The sequence below is a fragment of the Aquimarina sp. KJ22-3 genome (assembly GCF_055808215.1).
This window is the reverse complement of sequence record NZ_CM147859.1, coordinates 348,683-364,547: the sequence shown is the minus strand read 5'-3', so window position 1 is coordinate 364,547 and position 15,865 is coordinate 348,683. Positions and strand designations below refer to the sequence as shown.

The 15,865-nt window shown below is 36.1% G+C and carries 21 protein-coding genes; 4 read left to right on the top strand and 17 right to left on the bottom strand.

Annotated elements, in window-relative coordinates; translation table 11 throughout:
- Positions 1-63 precede the first annotated feature (63 nt).
- The 4 genes from AC0L3Q_RS01630 to AC0L3Q_RS01615 all read left to right on the top strand — a co-directional run bounded on the left by AC0L3Q_RS01630 (position 64) and on the right by AC0L3Q_RS01615 (position 2,984).
- Positions 64-1,299, top strand: coding sequence for a phage integrase SAM-like domain-containing protein (locus AC0L3Q_RS01630; RefSeq protein WP_473284526.1), 1,236 nt, complete (start codon positions 64-66; stop codon positions 1,297-1,299).
- Between the two features lie 449 nt (positions 1,300-1,748).
- Entirely contained in the window at positions 1,749-1,988 is a 240-nt protein-coding gene (locus AC0L3Q_RS01625; protein ID WP_473284524.1) for a hypothetical protein, read from the top strand.
- Positions 1,989-1,991: 3 nt separating this feature from the next.
- On the top strand, positions 1,992-2,414 hold the full coding sequence (locus AC0L3Q_RS01620; RefSeq protein WP_473284522.1) for a hypothetical protein: 423 nt from the start codon (positions 1,992-1,994) through the stop codon (positions 2,412-2,414).
- Positions 2,415-2,417: 3 nt separating this feature from the next.
- The gene (locus AC0L3Q_RS01615; protein ID WP_473284520.1) at positions 2,418-2,984 is read left to right on the top strand and encodes a hypothetical protein; all 567 of its coding nucleotides are present in this window, start codon (positions 2,418-2,420) and stop codon (positions 2,982-2,984) included.
- A gap of 93 nt (positions 2,985-3,077) precedes the next feature.
- Here AC0L3Q_RS01615 and AC0L3Q_RS01610 read toward each other — a convergent pair whose 3' ends face one another.
- From AC0L3Q_RS01610 to AC0L3Q_RS01530, 17 genes are all read right to left on the bottom strand, one after another.
- A complete protein-coding gene (locus tag AC0L3Q_RS01610; RefSeq protein WP_473284518.1) occupies positions 3,078-3,968 on the bottom strand; it encodes a hypothetical protein in 891 nt (296 codons plus the stop codon).
- 35 nt (positions 3,969-4,003) lie between these two features.
- Positions 4,004-4,285, bottom strand: a complete 282-nt coding sequence (locus tag AC0L3Q_RS01605; protein WP_473284516.1) for a hypothetical protein — start codon at positions 4,283-4,285, stop codon at positions 4,004-4,006.
- A 2-nt stretch (positions 4,286-4,287) separates the two neighbouring features.
- Positions 4,288-4,752: a hypothetical protein gene (locus AC0L3Q_RS01600; RefSeq protein WP_473284515.1), complete on the bottom strand. Its 465-nt coding sequence runs from the start codon at positions 4,750-4,752 to the stop codon at positions 4,288-4,290.
- Entirely contained in the window at positions 4,749-5,141 is a 393-nt protein-coding gene (locus AC0L3Q_RS01595) for a hypothetical protein (RefSeq protein ID WP_473284513.1), read from the bottom strand. Before AC0L3Q_RS01595 ends, AC0L3Q_RS01600 begins: the two co-directional genes overlap by 4 nt.
- 6 nt (positions 5,142-5,147) lie before the next feature.
- The gene (locus tag AC0L3Q_RS01590) at positions 5,148-5,435 is read right to left on the bottom strand and encodes a hypothetical protein (protein WP_473284512.1); all 288 of its coding nucleotides are present in this window, start codon (positions 5,433-5,435) and stop codon (positions 5,148-5,150) included.
- A gap of 21 nt (positions 5,436-5,456) precedes the next feature.
- Complete coding sequence (locus AC0L3Q_RS01585; RefSeq protein ID WP_473284511.1) at positions 5,457-10,748, bottom strand: hypothetical protein; 5,292 nt, start codon at positions 10,746-10,748, stop codon at positions 5,457-5,459.
- Positions 10,749-10,750: 2 nt separating this feature from the next.
- On the bottom strand, positions 10,751-11,233 hold the full coding sequence (locus tag AC0L3Q_RS01580; RefSeq protein WP_473284510.1) for a hypothetical protein: 483 nt from the start codon (positions 11,231-11,233) through the stop codon (positions 10,751-10,753).
- Entirely contained in the window at positions 11,233-11,460 is a 228-nt protein-coding gene (locus tag AC0L3Q_RS01575) for a hypothetical protein (RefSeq protein WP_473284509.1), read from the bottom strand. Before AC0L3Q_RS01575 ends, AC0L3Q_RS01580 begins: the two co-directional genes overlap by 1 nt.
- A gap of 9 nt (positions 11,461-11,469) precedes the next feature.
- The gene (locus AC0L3Q_RS01570) at positions 11,470-12,000 is read right to left on the bottom strand and encodes a M15 family metallopeptidase (RefSeq protein WP_473284508.1); all 531 of its coding nucleotides are present in this window, start codon (positions 11,998-12,000) and stop codon (positions 11,470-11,472) included.
- A 4-nt stretch (positions 12,001-12,004) separates the two neighbouring features.
- Positions 12,005-12,415: a peptidase associated/transthyretin-like domain-containing protein gene (locus tag AC0L3Q_RS01565; RefSeq protein ID WP_473284506.1), complete on the bottom strand. Its 411-nt coding sequence runs from the start codon at positions 12,413-12,415 to the stop codon at positions 12,005-12,007.
- Between the two features lie 11 nt (positions 12,416-12,426).
- Positions 12,427-13,020 carry a hypothetical protein gene (locus tag AC0L3Q_RS01560; protein ID WP_473284504.1) on the bottom strand — a complete coding sequence of 198 codons (594 nt, stop codon included), beginning with the start codon at positions 13,018-13,020 and terminating at the stop codon, positions 12,427-12,429.
- Between the two features lie 6 nt (positions 13,021-13,026).
- Positions 13,027-13,215, bottom strand: coding sequence for a hypothetical protein (locus AC0L3Q_RS01555; protein WP_473284502.1), 189 nt, complete (start codon positions 13,213-13,215; stop codon positions 13,027-13,029).
- Entirely contained in the window at positions 13,193-14,005 is an 813-nt protein-coding gene (locus AC0L3Q_RS01550) for a hypothetical protein (RefSeq protein ID WP_473284500.1), read from the bottom strand. Before AC0L3Q_RS01550 ends, AC0L3Q_RS01555 begins: the two co-directional genes overlap by 23 nt.
- Before the next feature lies 1 nt (position 14,006).
- Positions 14,007-14,303, bottom strand: a complete 297-nt coding sequence (locus AC0L3Q_RS01545; RefSeq protein ID WP_473284498.1) for a hypothetical protein — start codon at positions 14,301-14,303, stop codon at positions 14,007-14,009.
- Complete coding sequence (locus AC0L3Q_RS01540) at positions 14,297-14,671, bottom strand: hypothetical protein (protein WP_473284496.1); 375 nt, start codon at positions 14,669-14,671, stop codon at positions 14,297-14,299. The genes AC0L3Q_RS01545 and AC0L3Q_RS01540 overlap by 7 nt, the downstream gene beginning before the upstream one ends.
- A gap of 87 nt (positions 14,672-14,758) precedes the next feature.
- Positions 14,759-15,364: a hypothetical protein gene (locus tag AC0L3Q_RS01535; protein ID WP_473284494.1), complete on the bottom strand. Its 606-nt coding sequence runs from the start codon at positions 15,362-15,364 to the stop codon at positions 14,759-14,761.
- Between the two features lie 42 nt (positions 15,365-15,406).
- Entirely contained in the window at positions 15,407-15,862 is a 456-nt protein-coding gene (locus AC0L3Q_RS01530; RefSeq protein ID WP_473284492.1) for a hypothetical protein, read from the bottom strand.
- Positions 15,863-15,865: the final 3 nt, after the last annotated feature.

Sequence of the window (15,865 nt, the reverse complement as noted above, 5' to 3'; positions counted from 1 at the left end):
ACCGTTTTATATCGCGTTTTATTAAATTTGTTATCGAAAAGTTATCGAAAAACGTCTTAACGGATGATTAATGGAAATTTAGAAGTTTACACACACTACAAAAGTAAAAAAGGATACCTGGTACGTATAAAGCTATACAGCAGTAGAAAATACCTGTACATAAAGACAAATTTATATCAAAATCATAAAAAACTTAAGTTAACTGGATCAGTAAGAGATCGCATAGAAAAACTAAATAAACAGCTTGAATATTGTAATGATGTGGGAATGGACCTTCAGCAAGCATATGATTTCATAAAAAGCAATTCTGATCCCGTAAGTGATAAAGATTTGGAGATATTTCTGCTTAAGAAACGATTAGCAGAACTGGAGAAAGAAAACACTGTTGGAGTTATTGAGTTTTTCGAAATTAGAATCCAAGAACTAAAGGATCAAGGCAGCTCAACCCAAGCTTACACAGACACAAAAAAACAGATAAACAACTTTTTGTTAGGGAAGGATATATCTATTAACCATATTAATTACGAATGGTTAAATAGTTTCATTATATACAAAAGAAAATTCGGGCAAGGAAAAGGGAATGTTTCCTTTCTACTCAGAACCCTTAGAGCCTTATACAAAGAAGCTCAACGTAGAGATTCATTGAATGTAAAAAAAGACAATCCTTTTCTGGGATTAGTTAAGAATGAAAAAAGCAAAGAAACTCCTGATTACTCTATTCATGATCTGAAAAAACTATTCAATTATACTCCTAAAAAATTCACTAATAATAAAAGTATATTTACCACACAAAGACATATAGCTATTTTTCTTTTTCAATTTGCAATTGGTGGCCATGATTATGCCGATGTAGCTAATCTTAAATGGGTAAATATTAAAAACAGAAGGACTAATTTTAGACGCTATAAAAACAGAAACAAACCTAACGGAGGTGAAAAAATAAACAACCTTCTAAATCAGTTTGCTATGGACACCATAGATAAATATGGTGATAGAAACAGTGAAAAAGTATTTTCTCACATACCCTATCCCTATGCTGATAATTATAAATATGCAAGGAACAGTGCAAACGCATGCTTAACCCGAATTTCGGAAACTTTAGGTTTTGAAAAAGCTTTGAGTTCCAAAACAACAAGGTATATATTTAGGTCCATTGGAGGAGAACTATTGATAAATGATTTGGTTTTAATGCAACTACAAGGGCATAAAAAACAAGGGGTAACATTTAAGTACCAAAAAAAGATTCCTAATGAAATTCTAGACAGAGAACACCAACGAATACTTGATCTATTGTTCTAGAACTTATTCCGTTGTTTTTATGTAATTTGATTTCCGAGATTAACAGAAAGTATTTTAATGTAAAGTTTTACCGAATTTCTGTATTTCTGTAATTTTTAGTTGAAACATGATGTAACTCATTATAAAACAATTTATTAAAGAATTACAGAAAAAAATACAGAAATTCCAGATTACGAAAAAAATACAGAATTAAATCGAAACTCCCAGTATTTCGATTAAATTTCCTGTAAAATCATAATAAATGGGATACCACAAAAACCTTTAAAATTGAACCAAAATCGTTATTTTTTATTTGAAATTATTCTAAACAATTCGTTAAAAACTAAATTTTATAAAAATATTTTATAATATTGGCACGTAATGTGCATATATTTGCATTCCAGGTACCCCAAAAAAAAATAATTCCCTGGTTATTACTAACGACATCATTATTAACCTATTAAGAAAACATGAAAACTCTATTAGAAAAGCTGCAGGAGTACTTTTCTACAACACCGAAAGACACAGTTCTTGAGGAATGGAAGCAAACAGCAGACTTTGATAAAATTAACAGCCCTTTGGCGGAAGATTTTATTAAACACTCTCGAGAGTTTTGCGCTACGGAAAGTTCTCCACCCGAATTAGAAATTAAAAATTTTATAAATTATTCAAATAAATCCGAACTTAAGTTCGGATTTATTTATTTTTAGACCATGGAAAAAGCTCAATTTCAATTTACAGGTTACCAATTCAACAAGGTTTTCATCAATACCTACAACAAATCGGAAGAAGACATTTTTATTAAGTTTGAACCTAAAGGAATATATGATGAACAAAATTCAATTTTTGAATTAACGATTGATTTTTATGCTTATTCAGGAGAAGACCAAGAAATTCCAGCATTCATAGAATTAGAAGCCATTTCTGGGTTTCAATTTGAAAAAGGAACCACCTTTGATAATATTCCTAAATTCTTTTACACTAACGCATTGGCAATAGTGTTTCCTTACATAAGGGCATATGTAAGCATCGTAACTAATCAAGCCAATGTATCAAGTCTTAAATTACCCACTCTAAACATTTCGTCACTCGCTACCACATTAGTTGAAAACTCTAAAATAAAAACAACAAATTAAGGATTGAGCCGTAGATCAATATATCAAACTTTAGATAATAGAGAGAACCCCGATCAAGTAGAGAATGAAGGTCCATATAAGTGTAATTGGCCTAACTCTTGGTTGGGTGATGGATACTACTTTTGGGAAGGTCATATAGAAAATGCTCATTGGTGGGGAGAAGTACACCGAAATAATAGCTATATGATATGTGAAGCCTCAATGGAATTCAATGATGAAACATGTTTTGATTTAGTTGGAAATACAGCACATCAAATTGACTTTGAAGCGGCAATGGGTGAAATGAAAAAACAAAATGTTTGGGATGAAGGAACAAAAGTTGCCAGAGTTATAAAGTTTCTACAGGACATAAATGTTTTCGACTACCCTTCTTGTAAAGCAGACGGCCAGAATACTAAATCTGAATTCAATAATCCTTTTACTATCAGCTTTGAAGATCGAGAAGAGAAAATACCTTTACTGAATTATAAACCAACTATACAGGTTTGTATCTATAATATTCAAGGAGTAAACTTTAAAGATTTCCGCGTTGTATATCCTGAAGAATATAAACAAGACGTATATTTTTAGTAGTTTTTAGAGCTTTCTTTATCACTAATCTCTATCCAAAATAAAACAAAAAAACCCGGCAATTAACCGGGTTTTTGACTAACAACACAATTGCTAAATAGAACTAACAATCAAGCTAGTGGGAGAATCAACGGAATCTTTAAGCTCTTGTATTTTTTCAGTGCTATTTTCATCATCTATTATTGACTGATGATACACACTATATTTTATATTAGGTTCTTCATTGTAGCGGTTCTTCCGAGCACGAACATAGTTTTCTCTATAGTCCTCTGAAGGTTTTACAACCTCTAGGATTACATCACCATCAAATTCACTATCGGAACCACCTCGCATTGTTTTACCTGTAGTTCTTTGGAATATGAAGAAAAACAATTTACTATCAAAAGCTTTCCGAACATGTTCATCCAGCTCTATTTTTAATCCTTTGATTAATCGCTGCAGCTTGCCAAAACTATCAGTTAAAATCACTTCATGATTCTCGACAATTCTTTTGAACTCTTCGTAGTCTTTGATTTCATCTACAACGGTTATATTATGATAGTTCTTAGGATCGATGTATTGATCTCTTTTGTTCTTAAATAATTTACTGGAGGAATGTTCTTCAAAAGTGAAGAATACACAAGATTTACCATGATTAGCGTAATCATTCATTAATTGAAAAAATAATCGGGTCTTACCAGATCCGGCAGGAGCATCCAAAGTAACAACTACAGAATGCACTGGTTTTTTCTCGAGATCCCCCAGGAACCTCCCTAAATCTGAATTTAAAGTAAATGTTTCAGTGATTTGATTATTATTATCTATGTCGGCCATGGTTGTACCTCCTTTTACAATTCTCTTTATCACTGGTTGCTTTTTTAGAACTGGAGACGGTTTTTTCTGAAGATCCAAATGTAGGTGAGAAGGAATTGAAACATTTTCTTTTGGTATATGATTATGTCGAGACCTTGAATTTGTATTTGTCTTAGGAACTTCTTTTCTCATTTCACCGTAGTTCTTAACACAAATACTAGGAAATCCTAATCCAATAACATTAAGTTCTTTTTCTTCTTTGCCGCTACCCTCTTTTTAGGTTTAGTCATTGGCTTGGTAGTTACTCTTTTTTTTGTCTTTTTAGGTAACTTTTTGGTAAGCGTAATTGCAAAGGATTTGTCCTCGTTATCAGACAATAATTTCTCAATCTTAGCGACCACCTCTTTTTGTTTGGCTCGCTTGGCCCTGGACAATAGTTTTTCTAAGTATCTCCTGGATACGGTTTTGTTATGCATTCCGTTGTATTGCACTATCACCGTCTTTTTCATGCTTAAATTGTGTATGTTCTTCCTAATGCTGTTAGTTCCGTTTTGATTTTCAATTTATTCGGATCGAGAAACAATCCAATGGCATTATTAAGCAATGCTCCAAAGTTCAACACTCTTACAAAAGTTGGTATATCTCGAACCGTTATAGTACTTAATGGTCCTATTTTAATTCCGGTGATATTCGGGTTAGACTCTCCCAAGAATTGCCCTGTATCTGTAAAAAATCGAATCTTGCTTATCGTTACAACCTCCTGGGCATTCAAATTTAATGCCTGGTTAGTTGGATTGGTAACCGTAAGATTTGTAGTAAATCTAACTCCACCATCAGCTAATCCCAAATTACTAATCGAACCTACTCGTATTTGTAATGATTGTATCGTTTGCCTAACAGAATCAATCTTATTATTTCCAAAACGATAGGCACCATAAGCCAAAGCTGCAACACCTAAAATGATAAGATTTCTCATGATTGCTCCGGTGTTTGTTGCTTATGTGGAGTTACCAACATTTGTATAGGTATTGACACTTTCTTTCTAAAAGCATAAAAGGTAATGACAGCTACTATAATAGGTGTCAATACAAAATAAAATCCTTTGTTTTCGACATGAGGAATCTGCCAAGAAGTTTTTAGGTTCAAAAGAGTATAATTGATCATATTGATTGCATCATTATCAAACAAATACACTATCAATCCCAAACCTAAATTGATCACATAATCCATCCAGTTATCCCTTCCAAAGTATAACCAGTCAAATTTGTCTGTAATCTTTCCACTTCTTTTCTTGTATTGATACACAATCATTTTGATGATCGTAACCGTTAAAAACGCGATTGCTAATCCTTTAATTATTTCCATGATTCTTTATTTTACTAGTTCTAGTATGCTAACTCTCTCCTTTAGGTTTGACACCTCTATTTTAAGTTTATCCTGATCCCTGGCTACTTGATGTACTAACACTAATTCTTCCTTTTTTGAAGATTTCATTTCCTCCAAACTGATTTTTATCATTGATATCTCGGTTTGCATCACCGCAATATTTTTGCTTGCATTGATCTGAAATACCATAATACTAATGATAGCGGTGCTTATTACAGCTTGAACTATACTATTTATGGAGTCTTTAAAACTTTTGTTGTTATCGCTTTGCATGATTGTTTTTATCTTGGGTTATTAATTCAATTTTATTACTAACCATTCATCTGTGGTCATATGAACAAGTATAGCTGCTTGGTCATTATTCAATACATTATCGGATGCACCTACAAAGGTTACCCCGGTATCAGGTGTTAGAGTTACGGAGGTTGCGTTTTCGTTATTTACAATGATCTTAGCACCTATTGGGAAGCTCACACTTGCACTGGCTGGAATCGTGTAAGTTAAGGTAGCACCATTATTGAAATTAACCGTTCCGTTAGCTTCGTTGATTGTAGCGGTTCTGTTAATTCCATATTGCGATATCGTAGGTGTTTGTAAATAAGAATTCGTGTCTACAGTTCCATTATCTTTTAAAAATCCGGTACCAGTACCACCAGCGTTTAGACCCGTAGCAAATACAGTCCCCGACAATCTTAAATTTCTCCATCGTGTGGTAATTGAGCCTCCTAAGTCAATAGAAGCATCGATCCCAGGATCGAATGCACTTCCTATAAATCTCATCGATGCATTCGTGTTGGTAGTGGCGTTCCTAGATCGTATGTATACAATCCCGTTTAGGACATAAAAATCTCCTTGATACGTATTTGTGCTTACCTGATTTGATACACCTAATAGCGGTGATAAGTTATCTCCATCATTTAAAATCTTATCGGTTGTCGGATCAAAAGCACCACCACTTGCCAATGAGGTTTCGGTACCTGTATCATCTAACTGAGTTAATACCCCGTTTTTGTTGTATACTTTGATTACTCCGGTACCAGGATTTGAAGGTGTCGTTGGTGTGTTTACATAATTAAGGGTTATTCCACTTTCCAATTGGAATCCATCTGCAAACGTGGTCCACTTGTTACTACCTCCCAAGGCCAGTGATAACTGATTTGCACCTCTGCGAATTAATTCTACATCGTTAGCAGTAGTACCACCTGGCCCCATACGTAAACGAACACTTGGGATCTCTCCTACTCCCGGATCCAAGTCGATACTTTCCAGTCTAAAAAACGGCTCGGATTGACCATCAATAAATCCTTCAAAATGAGATCCTACTTTTCGTCGTACACTAGCCACCGTTCCTGAAGGTTCCACTGCAAAAATTAAGGATTCCCCTGAATTATATTCATTAGTATCACTTCCACTATCACTATACAGTATTCTCCAAGTAGGTTCTCCAATCCCGGTACCAACAATTCTACCCGTTTCAAAAACTGGATCCACATGGTTTCCGGTTCCTATGGTACCCGTTCTTTTGTATATAATGGCATTTTCATTTACACCATCAATCAAAAGTTTTCCATTATTAACTGATACTAGATCCTGATTGGTAAAGGTTGTTGTTCCTGTTTGTTCCCATCCATTAGCTACGCCTCCCGAACCATTATCACCAGGCTCAAATTGACTATTTGTTGAATTCCAATAAATACCTTGTCCATCAGTGATTCCAGATATGTCTACATCTGGTAATTCAGTATAGATAATTTTATCCTGTGGTCTAGGTATGAATATGATATTCGTTGTCTTTGGATTAACCAAGGTAATTGGTCCAGTAGATGCCGGAAATTGAAGTGTATTATTAAAATCAATTGTCTTAGGACTTGCACTTTTAAACGTACATTCATTGCAATCTAAAAACCCTAATTGAGCAAATCGAAAAAATCTATTGGACGAACCAATAACACTGCTGGTTTGCTGTAAATCAAAAACCCCATTATTAATGACTACATTAACATTCTTTGCTCTGGTCTCAAACACATATGCCCCGGTATTTGTCCAATCAAATTCACTAGCTGGAACGGTGCAGCTTAAGTTATTAAAGGTTAACGTAGGTGTTTCAGATATGACACTATCTTCAAATTGAGTAAGTGCTAGATCTAGCCATCCATCGATAGTAAGGTTTTCAATCTTTCTATCTTTAGGTAGCCCATACGATAAAGTTATTGAGGATTCACTATAATGGGTACGCTCCAAGTAATCCGTAACAGGCCAGTCATTATTCGATACAAAATCACGAGCGCTTCTTACTGGTCTTGCTCCTTCAAACCAAAGTCCTTTTATTATCCCGCCGTAATCAACAGTTGGTGCTGGTGTTTGACTAAATAGATAATTCTCACCATCCAACACAATTTCTTCATAAGCATCTGGAGTTACATCAGGATTTAGTCTGTTTACACTATTTGCTATTACCTTAACATCGATAATATCGAAGTACATGTTGGTATTGGTAAATACCCCAGGCATACTACGGTCATACGTCATTCTATGCCTTGCAAATGTTGAAGGCGTCCTGTGATTTACACTTTGCCCTCCAACATTAGTCACTACCACCTGGTGTAGGTTTCCGTCTGTAAATTGCGCCCCGTTAGCTTCAAAGGCTACACTACCGTAAGTCATGGTTGTATTTGTCATGACTCCACTACGCCCAACGCTGACCGATCCCCTATTGATGATATTGCCATCAGCAATAAAGTTACGCCCTCGCCATCCACCTATAGCACCAAAATATTCAGGGTGTAATAATCTTCCCGGATCTGTAGTTCCTTCAAACTTATTACTAAGCAAAGTTACATTTACAGTTCCCACCAAATTGAAGGCTCCGGAATAACAATCTATAAAAGTTAAGTTTTGGAAAAGATAATTAGTAGCTGCTCTTCTTTGGTCCTCCATATTTATGGCAAACGCTGGTAAGGTGTTACCAATGTTTCTAAACACAGAGTTGATCCAGGTAGTATATGAACCTAAATTTGCTCCACCATGTCGACCACAATTGGATACATTTACATTATCCATTATGGTACCTCTAGGGTCTAAAGGAGCTCTTACTTGAGCATCAATCACCGTTAAGTCATCCGGTAAGTCGATTACTAAACGGATATATTTTACATTGTCAGGATATTGATAGGTTTTGTAAAACTCTCGCTCTTTACTTTTTGAAATAAATTGCCCTGCTTCATCGTAATAATAAGCTGTATAAATTGGATTTTTTAACCCCGACCATCCAGCAAATGAAGATCCTGAAAATTGATAGTGTCTTAACCCTTTTCTATCTGGAGTCGCGACTCTTGTATTTTCAAACTGAAAGCCACTAACATCAATAAGTGTGTTCGTTCTAGCTTTATTGGCATCAACTTCTAATTCACCTGCATCGTCTAGCCCCCCTACTTCAAATTCAGAAACCCCCGGATAACCCGAAGCTGCACTACCTTTAATCGCATTGGTAAACTGTAAATCACCACTATCATAACGACCATCACCAGTGTATCCATTGATATAGACATTTTTGATCGTTGTATGATAGGCCGCCGTACCCATTACCAGACCGTGCTGAGCTTCATCGGCAAAATTACCTACATGATTATGATACTTGAATTCTCCTTCAAAGTATAAGTTCCTAATAACTGATCTATGTGAATTGTGTACTTTAAATGCATGTACGCCATCAAGATTATTGGCAAAACTCATGATCGTAGCGCCATTACCTTCTACTATAATATCATCGGTACCATTACCTATGTACCAGGTATTTGGTAACACATCAAGTCTTACAACATTTGGATAAGGCACTTCTCTTTTGGCGTAAATCCCTGCTGGAAATATGATTTTACCTGACTTTTGGTTTCTTAAATACAATGCATTTCTACCTGCTTCGTAGTTATCTGACCCATAACGAAACCAGGTGTCCGATACTGTTCTAGTAGCCGGAACCGAAAGTGTACAAGATGTTGGACTTTCTACACTTACAATGGTCGCAATTGTTGTTCCTCTAGAATTTGAAGGTTGGAAATCAATAAACTCACTTTGGGAAGCTCTTACGTTTATGGTTTTACCAATATCTAGGCTTGTAAAGTTCGCACTAGCTGAAGTAAATACTGCACTTCCAGCGGTCATAGCACCATCTTTGAACTCTTTGGCATTACCAAGTAATCCGATATTGGTTACAAACAAATCTCTTGGAGTATTCCAGGTACCATCAATAGTTCCTGTAAAAGCATTGATTAATACTTTTTCACCGTCCAATATCAGTCCATTGTTTTGCCCTGTTAATCTAAACCCGTTTAAGAACAACACACCACCGCAGTCTTTTAATATCAAACTATCTGCAAGGGTGATATCTTCTGTTTGTGTAAGATTACTTTGTATACATGCTATTTTACCTGCGTTGGCCGGATTGCTTAAATCTGAAATATTTGAAACTACAAATTCATTAGGATTGGTAGGCCCACCGGAGTCACCACTAACGACAATATTTCCTGACCCAAGCAAGTTTTCTCCGTTAACCGTTTTTAGATTAGTACCACTTACTAGATTATCTTGCTTGTCCGAAATATCTACGCTTCCACCATTTTGTAGAGAAATCACATCCCCTGCTCTGGAAAGTTGTTGGTTTGTTCCTCCGGTACCAGATCCGCTAACGGCGGAAACTACAGAATACAAAACTGTATACTGTACACTTACATCTGAAGTATGAAACTCCACATTACCCTGTCCGTCATCCGCGCCATTATAACTATATGCAGTATAACCAGGATCAATGTTTGTGAAGTTTACTGGAGTGGTATTGATGTTAAATACCCCAAATCTGTTGGAAAAGATATTCCTGTCACTATAAAATCGATAAAAAGTGAAGTTTACAATATTTCCTGGTGTTTCAAGAACTTTATTTAATTGTACACCTGTATCATTCTTTACCAAAAAATAAGTGGTACCTGTAGCTTGTATGGCTATAAAATCTGTTTCATAAGTAATTGTTGCTAAAAGATCTTCTAACGATCCAGCTGAAGTAATATCCGTACCTCGATAGGTTCGGTATGTAACTGGAAATCGTCTTAAGTGTCCACTGATAGAAGTATTAAATAACGCTTGATTTATAGCACTATTTCTTACCGGACCAAAATCAGCAGGTCTGACGTATTGAGCAGTTTCAACATTTATCTGAGGTTCCGTTACAGTTCCATCAATTCGGATATAGTCCCCTTCAGTAAGATTTTCAAGACCTGCATAAGTCTTAACATAGTTCGTATTGGTGGCATCCCAAGTATATAAGGATCTGTTATCCTGGGCATAATACAATACCAAAGCATTTCCTGTAACTGGAAAGGCATTTCGTTCTGTATATTGTTCTAGACTTGAAGTACCAGTAGCTGCCTGAATTTCAGTTAACTTTAATCTTCTGGTTATAGGATCTAAAGTTAAGGCATGATTACCTGTAATGGTATCTAAACCTACAACTCTGGTATTCGGCCCAAGTACTCTAGTGTTTTGAGCCTGACCAAAACTAACTATGAATAATATTATAAGTACAATTAATCTCTTCATTACTAAAATGCTGGTGAGCTATTATGTGTATATTGTAAATGAAATAAGTATTCCTTGGTAACATCGATGATAGCATCATCGACACTTACCCCAAACCCTAAATCATTGGCTAAAAATCCTATTTCCCTTGCTCCGAAAATGCTTTCTAAAGAATGGAATCCACCCCCAAAAATGTCACCTTCATTTGCATCGATTATTTTTACTTCTGTCCTTACGTAATCCTCTATATTGAGATTGTGTCTAAATCCTGAATTGTACCCCGTAGGCACACTGTTTTGAAATAATTGAAGTCCTGTTAGCAAATAACAAATACTAAATACGTCCTTATCCAAATACTTGGTGTATGTATTGCTTACCCCTCTGGAAAGATCATGATTAGGGACTGGTCTAAAATCATCAATCTTGATTACGTTGGCTCTGGTAACTTGCGTTTGACCAGCTCCAAAAGTTCCCGACTCAATATTTAGTAAGAATTTTACTTTCATTAGTTCACAATTTCTTTTTGGTATTCAAAACTGAAAATCACTAATCGATCTGAAGTAACGTTTATAGGTGTAGGGTGCTGATTAATTGCATTAGCAATGTCATCATCGGTGGGAAAATCTCCGGCAATATTGATTAACCCTAAATCAATTTCTAGAGGTGTTTTTGTACCACCCCCTCCTGATCCTCCGGCGGTAAATCGATATGCTGTTTTCCCTAGTAATAACATATTCCCGTTTTATACGTTTACAAATCCGTTTGTGAGTTCGTTTTTTGATACCTTGTTCTGTAATTCTGCAATCCTAAAACCAAATGACAAATGAAAATGTGGTTTATCGGTTCTTCTAAAATGACCACCCCATGTAAATCCAAGTGATTTACCTATTTGTGATATTCGGATGTAATCATCATCATAATTAGGTTGACCATTAACCATTGGTACAACATCTATTGCCAAACCATAATTATGATAGGACTGACCACCTCTGGCATCCGTCACAATCTCTCCTGGTTTAGTTCTTCCTTGAGCGTATAGAGCTTCTTGCTCTGCAAAAGTTCGTATCCCATCAGTTACACGTAGATAAATTCCTTCTTTTGCCGCTAGGTTCAGGAATTTCCTTGCTTTAGCTTGAACAGCTGGATGCAGCTTCTTTATCCTTTCTTCCGAAACTGGATCCCATACTGGACCTTGGAATTGATTTCTTAGTAACAATGCGACCCCTGCTATTGTAATACCACCCATTATGATATGATCTTTTGTTATTTTCAATTGATTACAGATTTACTTTTTTAGGTTGGTTTTGACTATTTCTGAATACAAGTATTCCTCCTACTACCAGAAGACCCCAAAGCCACATGCTTGAAGTTTTCGGTTTTGGTTTAGAGATAATAATGACATCATCCAAGGCCTCGATACTATCTTCCAAAATGATATCTGAAGTGATTTGATTTACTGGTACCACTTTGGTTTCTTTTCCTAGATGTGAAAACATGATATTCTCACCTCCTTGATATTGTATCATTGCAGTACCTAGAGCATTGGTAATAGTAGCGAAGTTGGAAACCTCACTGATCACATGAACTCCCTCTAATGGATTTCCCTGTATATCGATAACTTTGACTTTTTTAATACTCGTTTTCATAGGTACTTGAATTGCATTTGTTGGACATGAAAATTGTTTCATAACTGAATATTTTAAAAAGCAAAGCCAGCGGCATTCACTATTGATTTTACTCTACGATATACTTCTCCGTCACCTGAACTTAATTCTGCATTCAACCAGAACACTAAGTTTTGAGGTCTAGAAATTTGTATGCTCCCGATAACATTATCGGGTGGTGAACCCACCCCGTTATAATCTTTATTACCAAATTCATTGAAAATCAATCGAAAATCTGCGGGAGTGATTCTTTTGAAAACTTCTAGAATCGTATCCTCATCAGTACCATGCCATCCAAAAAATGGATTTCTATGGTTCATGGCTTCTAGTAACTGATTTGCAAATATCCTCGCTTGTTCTACTGAAATAGAGGCTCCTGAATTATTGATTGGGCCAACATCAACATTGTTATCAAAGTCTGGGTTAAAGAACTCACCTACTGCTTCACCAGCAGAGTTAATTCCCTTAAAAGTTTTATACAGTAGATATACTACTACTGCACCTCCAATGACATATACCGTTGTCATTGGATTACGGGCTATAGAACCTCCTGCTGTAGCTAACCCCTTTTTTACAGTACTCACTGCCTTTTGACTTTTAGTGTTTTTTGATTTCGTTGCTGTGGCCATATCGATTTACATAAATAGTTTTTGGATCATCCCCCAATTGGATTTAAGCGCATTACGGCTTTTTTCACTTTTAGCCAATTGATGAAGTTTGCTTAATTCATCATCGGTTAACCGATCTTGCATAAACTGTAATGCCTCTGCTCTTTGTTTCTCTGATAAAGGGTTGTTTCCCTTAACCGTTATTGCTATTGCCATTGTTGATTCCGTGTTTTGTAAATAATTGTTTTAAATCTTCTATAAAGCTGTTGTTGTTTTTAGCATAGGCATCCAATACATAATAGCCTGCCATACCTTGTTCATTAGATATAGATGGAGTGTCCTGAATTATCTTTATCAAGGTTCCTTTCATTCCCTCATAAACTTGCGTTTCTTGAGGACCATTTAAACCTGGTTGCATTGCTGAAGCTAACCCTGTTAGTGCTGGTGCCACTTCTTTAATTAATCCTCCCCAAAACTCCTTGTTATCATTCTTACGTTCAGAAGATTGTAGTTTTTCCTTTAAGTCCTCAACTTCTTTTTCAAGACGTTTACGTTCTGTTTTTTCAGCCTCTAGCTCAATTTTAGTATGCCCAAGCATACGATGATCAACATTTAGATTAATCAATTCAGGCATAGACAAACCACCTGGACCATTTAGACCAGTGTTTAGAAAACTAGTTGTTGGTTGTGGTACTGAAGGGTTATGCGTTGGTGCTTCTTCTTGTGGTTCCTCTTTTTCCGTAAGCTGGAAATTCTTGGCAACACCTTTGCGTACATTTGCATTCCCTCTCCTTTCAAATAGCTGTATTTGAATTTTAGAAAAGCCGTATTTTTTGATTTGTTCTAAAAGACCACCAACCGATTGGTGCTTATCGATAATTTGCTGATACCCTAGTCTATCTTTTACCTTGATAATCTCAGTACCGGTATTCACATCTTTTACCTCAATGATAAAATGATCATTGCTCTTTAGCTGTGTAATTATGTTGTCAAAATCCGCATTCATATTAGCATTCTTTTTGCTTTATAAGCGTGTTATAAACGACGACTAACTTTCCACCATCAGGAACTATCAGAGTAATAGTTCCATCCATTGGAATTGCAGTAGCGGATAGGTTAAACATCTCCCCAGGTTTAACCTTTATATTAAATATGATGACATCGGAAGTACCCTCATTATGAAACCTAGGAGCAATTTTCCCTTTTAATGAATAATTGGCCTCAGTTTGTGTAATGGTATCACTTGCCACATACGTTCGATACGCTAATGCATCTGTAATATTTTGATTGATACTACTTAGCATGATTTCTGAAGAATGATAAATACCACTTGTACCTGAACATCAGCAGAAACATTACCAAATGGTGAAATAAGCTTTGCTTCTACTTCTGAAGCACCTGTAGTATTTAACACTACAAAACCATCAGTGAAGTTTTGCCCTATCTCACGATCTCTCCAAAAAGATAGGTCCATTGGTGTATTGATCTCTTGGCCTTGCTCGTAAATACCCAAGTTTATAATTTGATTTAAATTTTGATTAGCCTTTGCCGCGGCTAATACCTTATATCCTTTTGGAATTTCAACAGTCTTATTGGCTTGTGAACTCCCATTAGGTATAGTAAGCGTTAATGTCTTGATATAAGGTTTTAGATGTAATACATTTTGGTCCATTGGATTTCCGTTTTGGTGTAAAAAAAGCCCTGCCTAGAATAGACAAGGCTTTTTAAACTAATTCAAATTCAATTATGAAAAAACTACTTAGATCAAGTTTTTGATGGTCTTAAACCCTTTCCACATCACCTCTAAATACTGGTTATCTCCTACATTTGCCGGTGCTGGCATAGATACTCCGTTAGGATAAATCAATTGCATATCAAGTTCTTCGTCATCCACTAGGTATGCTAATCCACCTAGCTTGTAATACTGATCAGATGCATTCATATCATCTCCCTTTGGACGAATTAAATCTGCTAATGGTAGGTTTAATACTTCTCTATTGTTCTGTGAAATCAAAAGGTTTGCATTTCTTAAGGCTGCAATATCAGTATGTGCATACTGTACAGCTCCTTCCTTTCCGGGTCCAGAATCGGTACCATAAGCTACCGCAATCTGCGCGATTACATGTGCCTCATTTTTACGAAGTCTTTTCCCCTTAATGGTAGAAACTCCTTTGATCGCTTCTGTTTCACTATCGATGATATCGAAAGTTGAAGATCCTCCGGTAATGTTCTTACGAACGTAACCTGTATGGTCCACCAAACGCACTCTACTTCTTGCGATCAATGATTGTAATTCCGCACTTAGAATTGGTGCTTGTTGTGCCAAAAATGCTGCGGCCGTGTTTACTAAAGATAAATTATCCATTTTTATATCTGTTTTTAATTTATTTCTAAATGATTGATTGTATTATGCGAAGTTTTTCAAACCTCCCGTTGATGAAGGAATTTCTTCATATACGGTATCGTACATATCCGGACTATTTAAAGCAGGTAATTGTCCTTCCCAAGATCCCTGGCAATTTCCTGGGCAATTTAATCCCAGTGCTCCAGCGATAGCTTTATCCGATGGTGTACTAGCATCAGTAATTACAAACCTGCTTTTTAAGGCATCCTGAATTAACTCTGCTCCTTGACGAGCTGCTACCCCAAACAAGGCACTGGTTGTTGGCTTCAATTTTGAATTACCAGTCTGACTTGCAGCGGCAACGATTGTCGCCCCAACCAGCATGGCAATTTTTGACATTCTTTGATGTTTGGCCGGAACAAAAGCGTTGATAGCTCCTGAGCCTGCCGCCCCAATTAACCCTGCACCTACGTGCGTTACGCTATTGCTAAGGGTTTTAGAATTTACTTTGTCTAACATGTT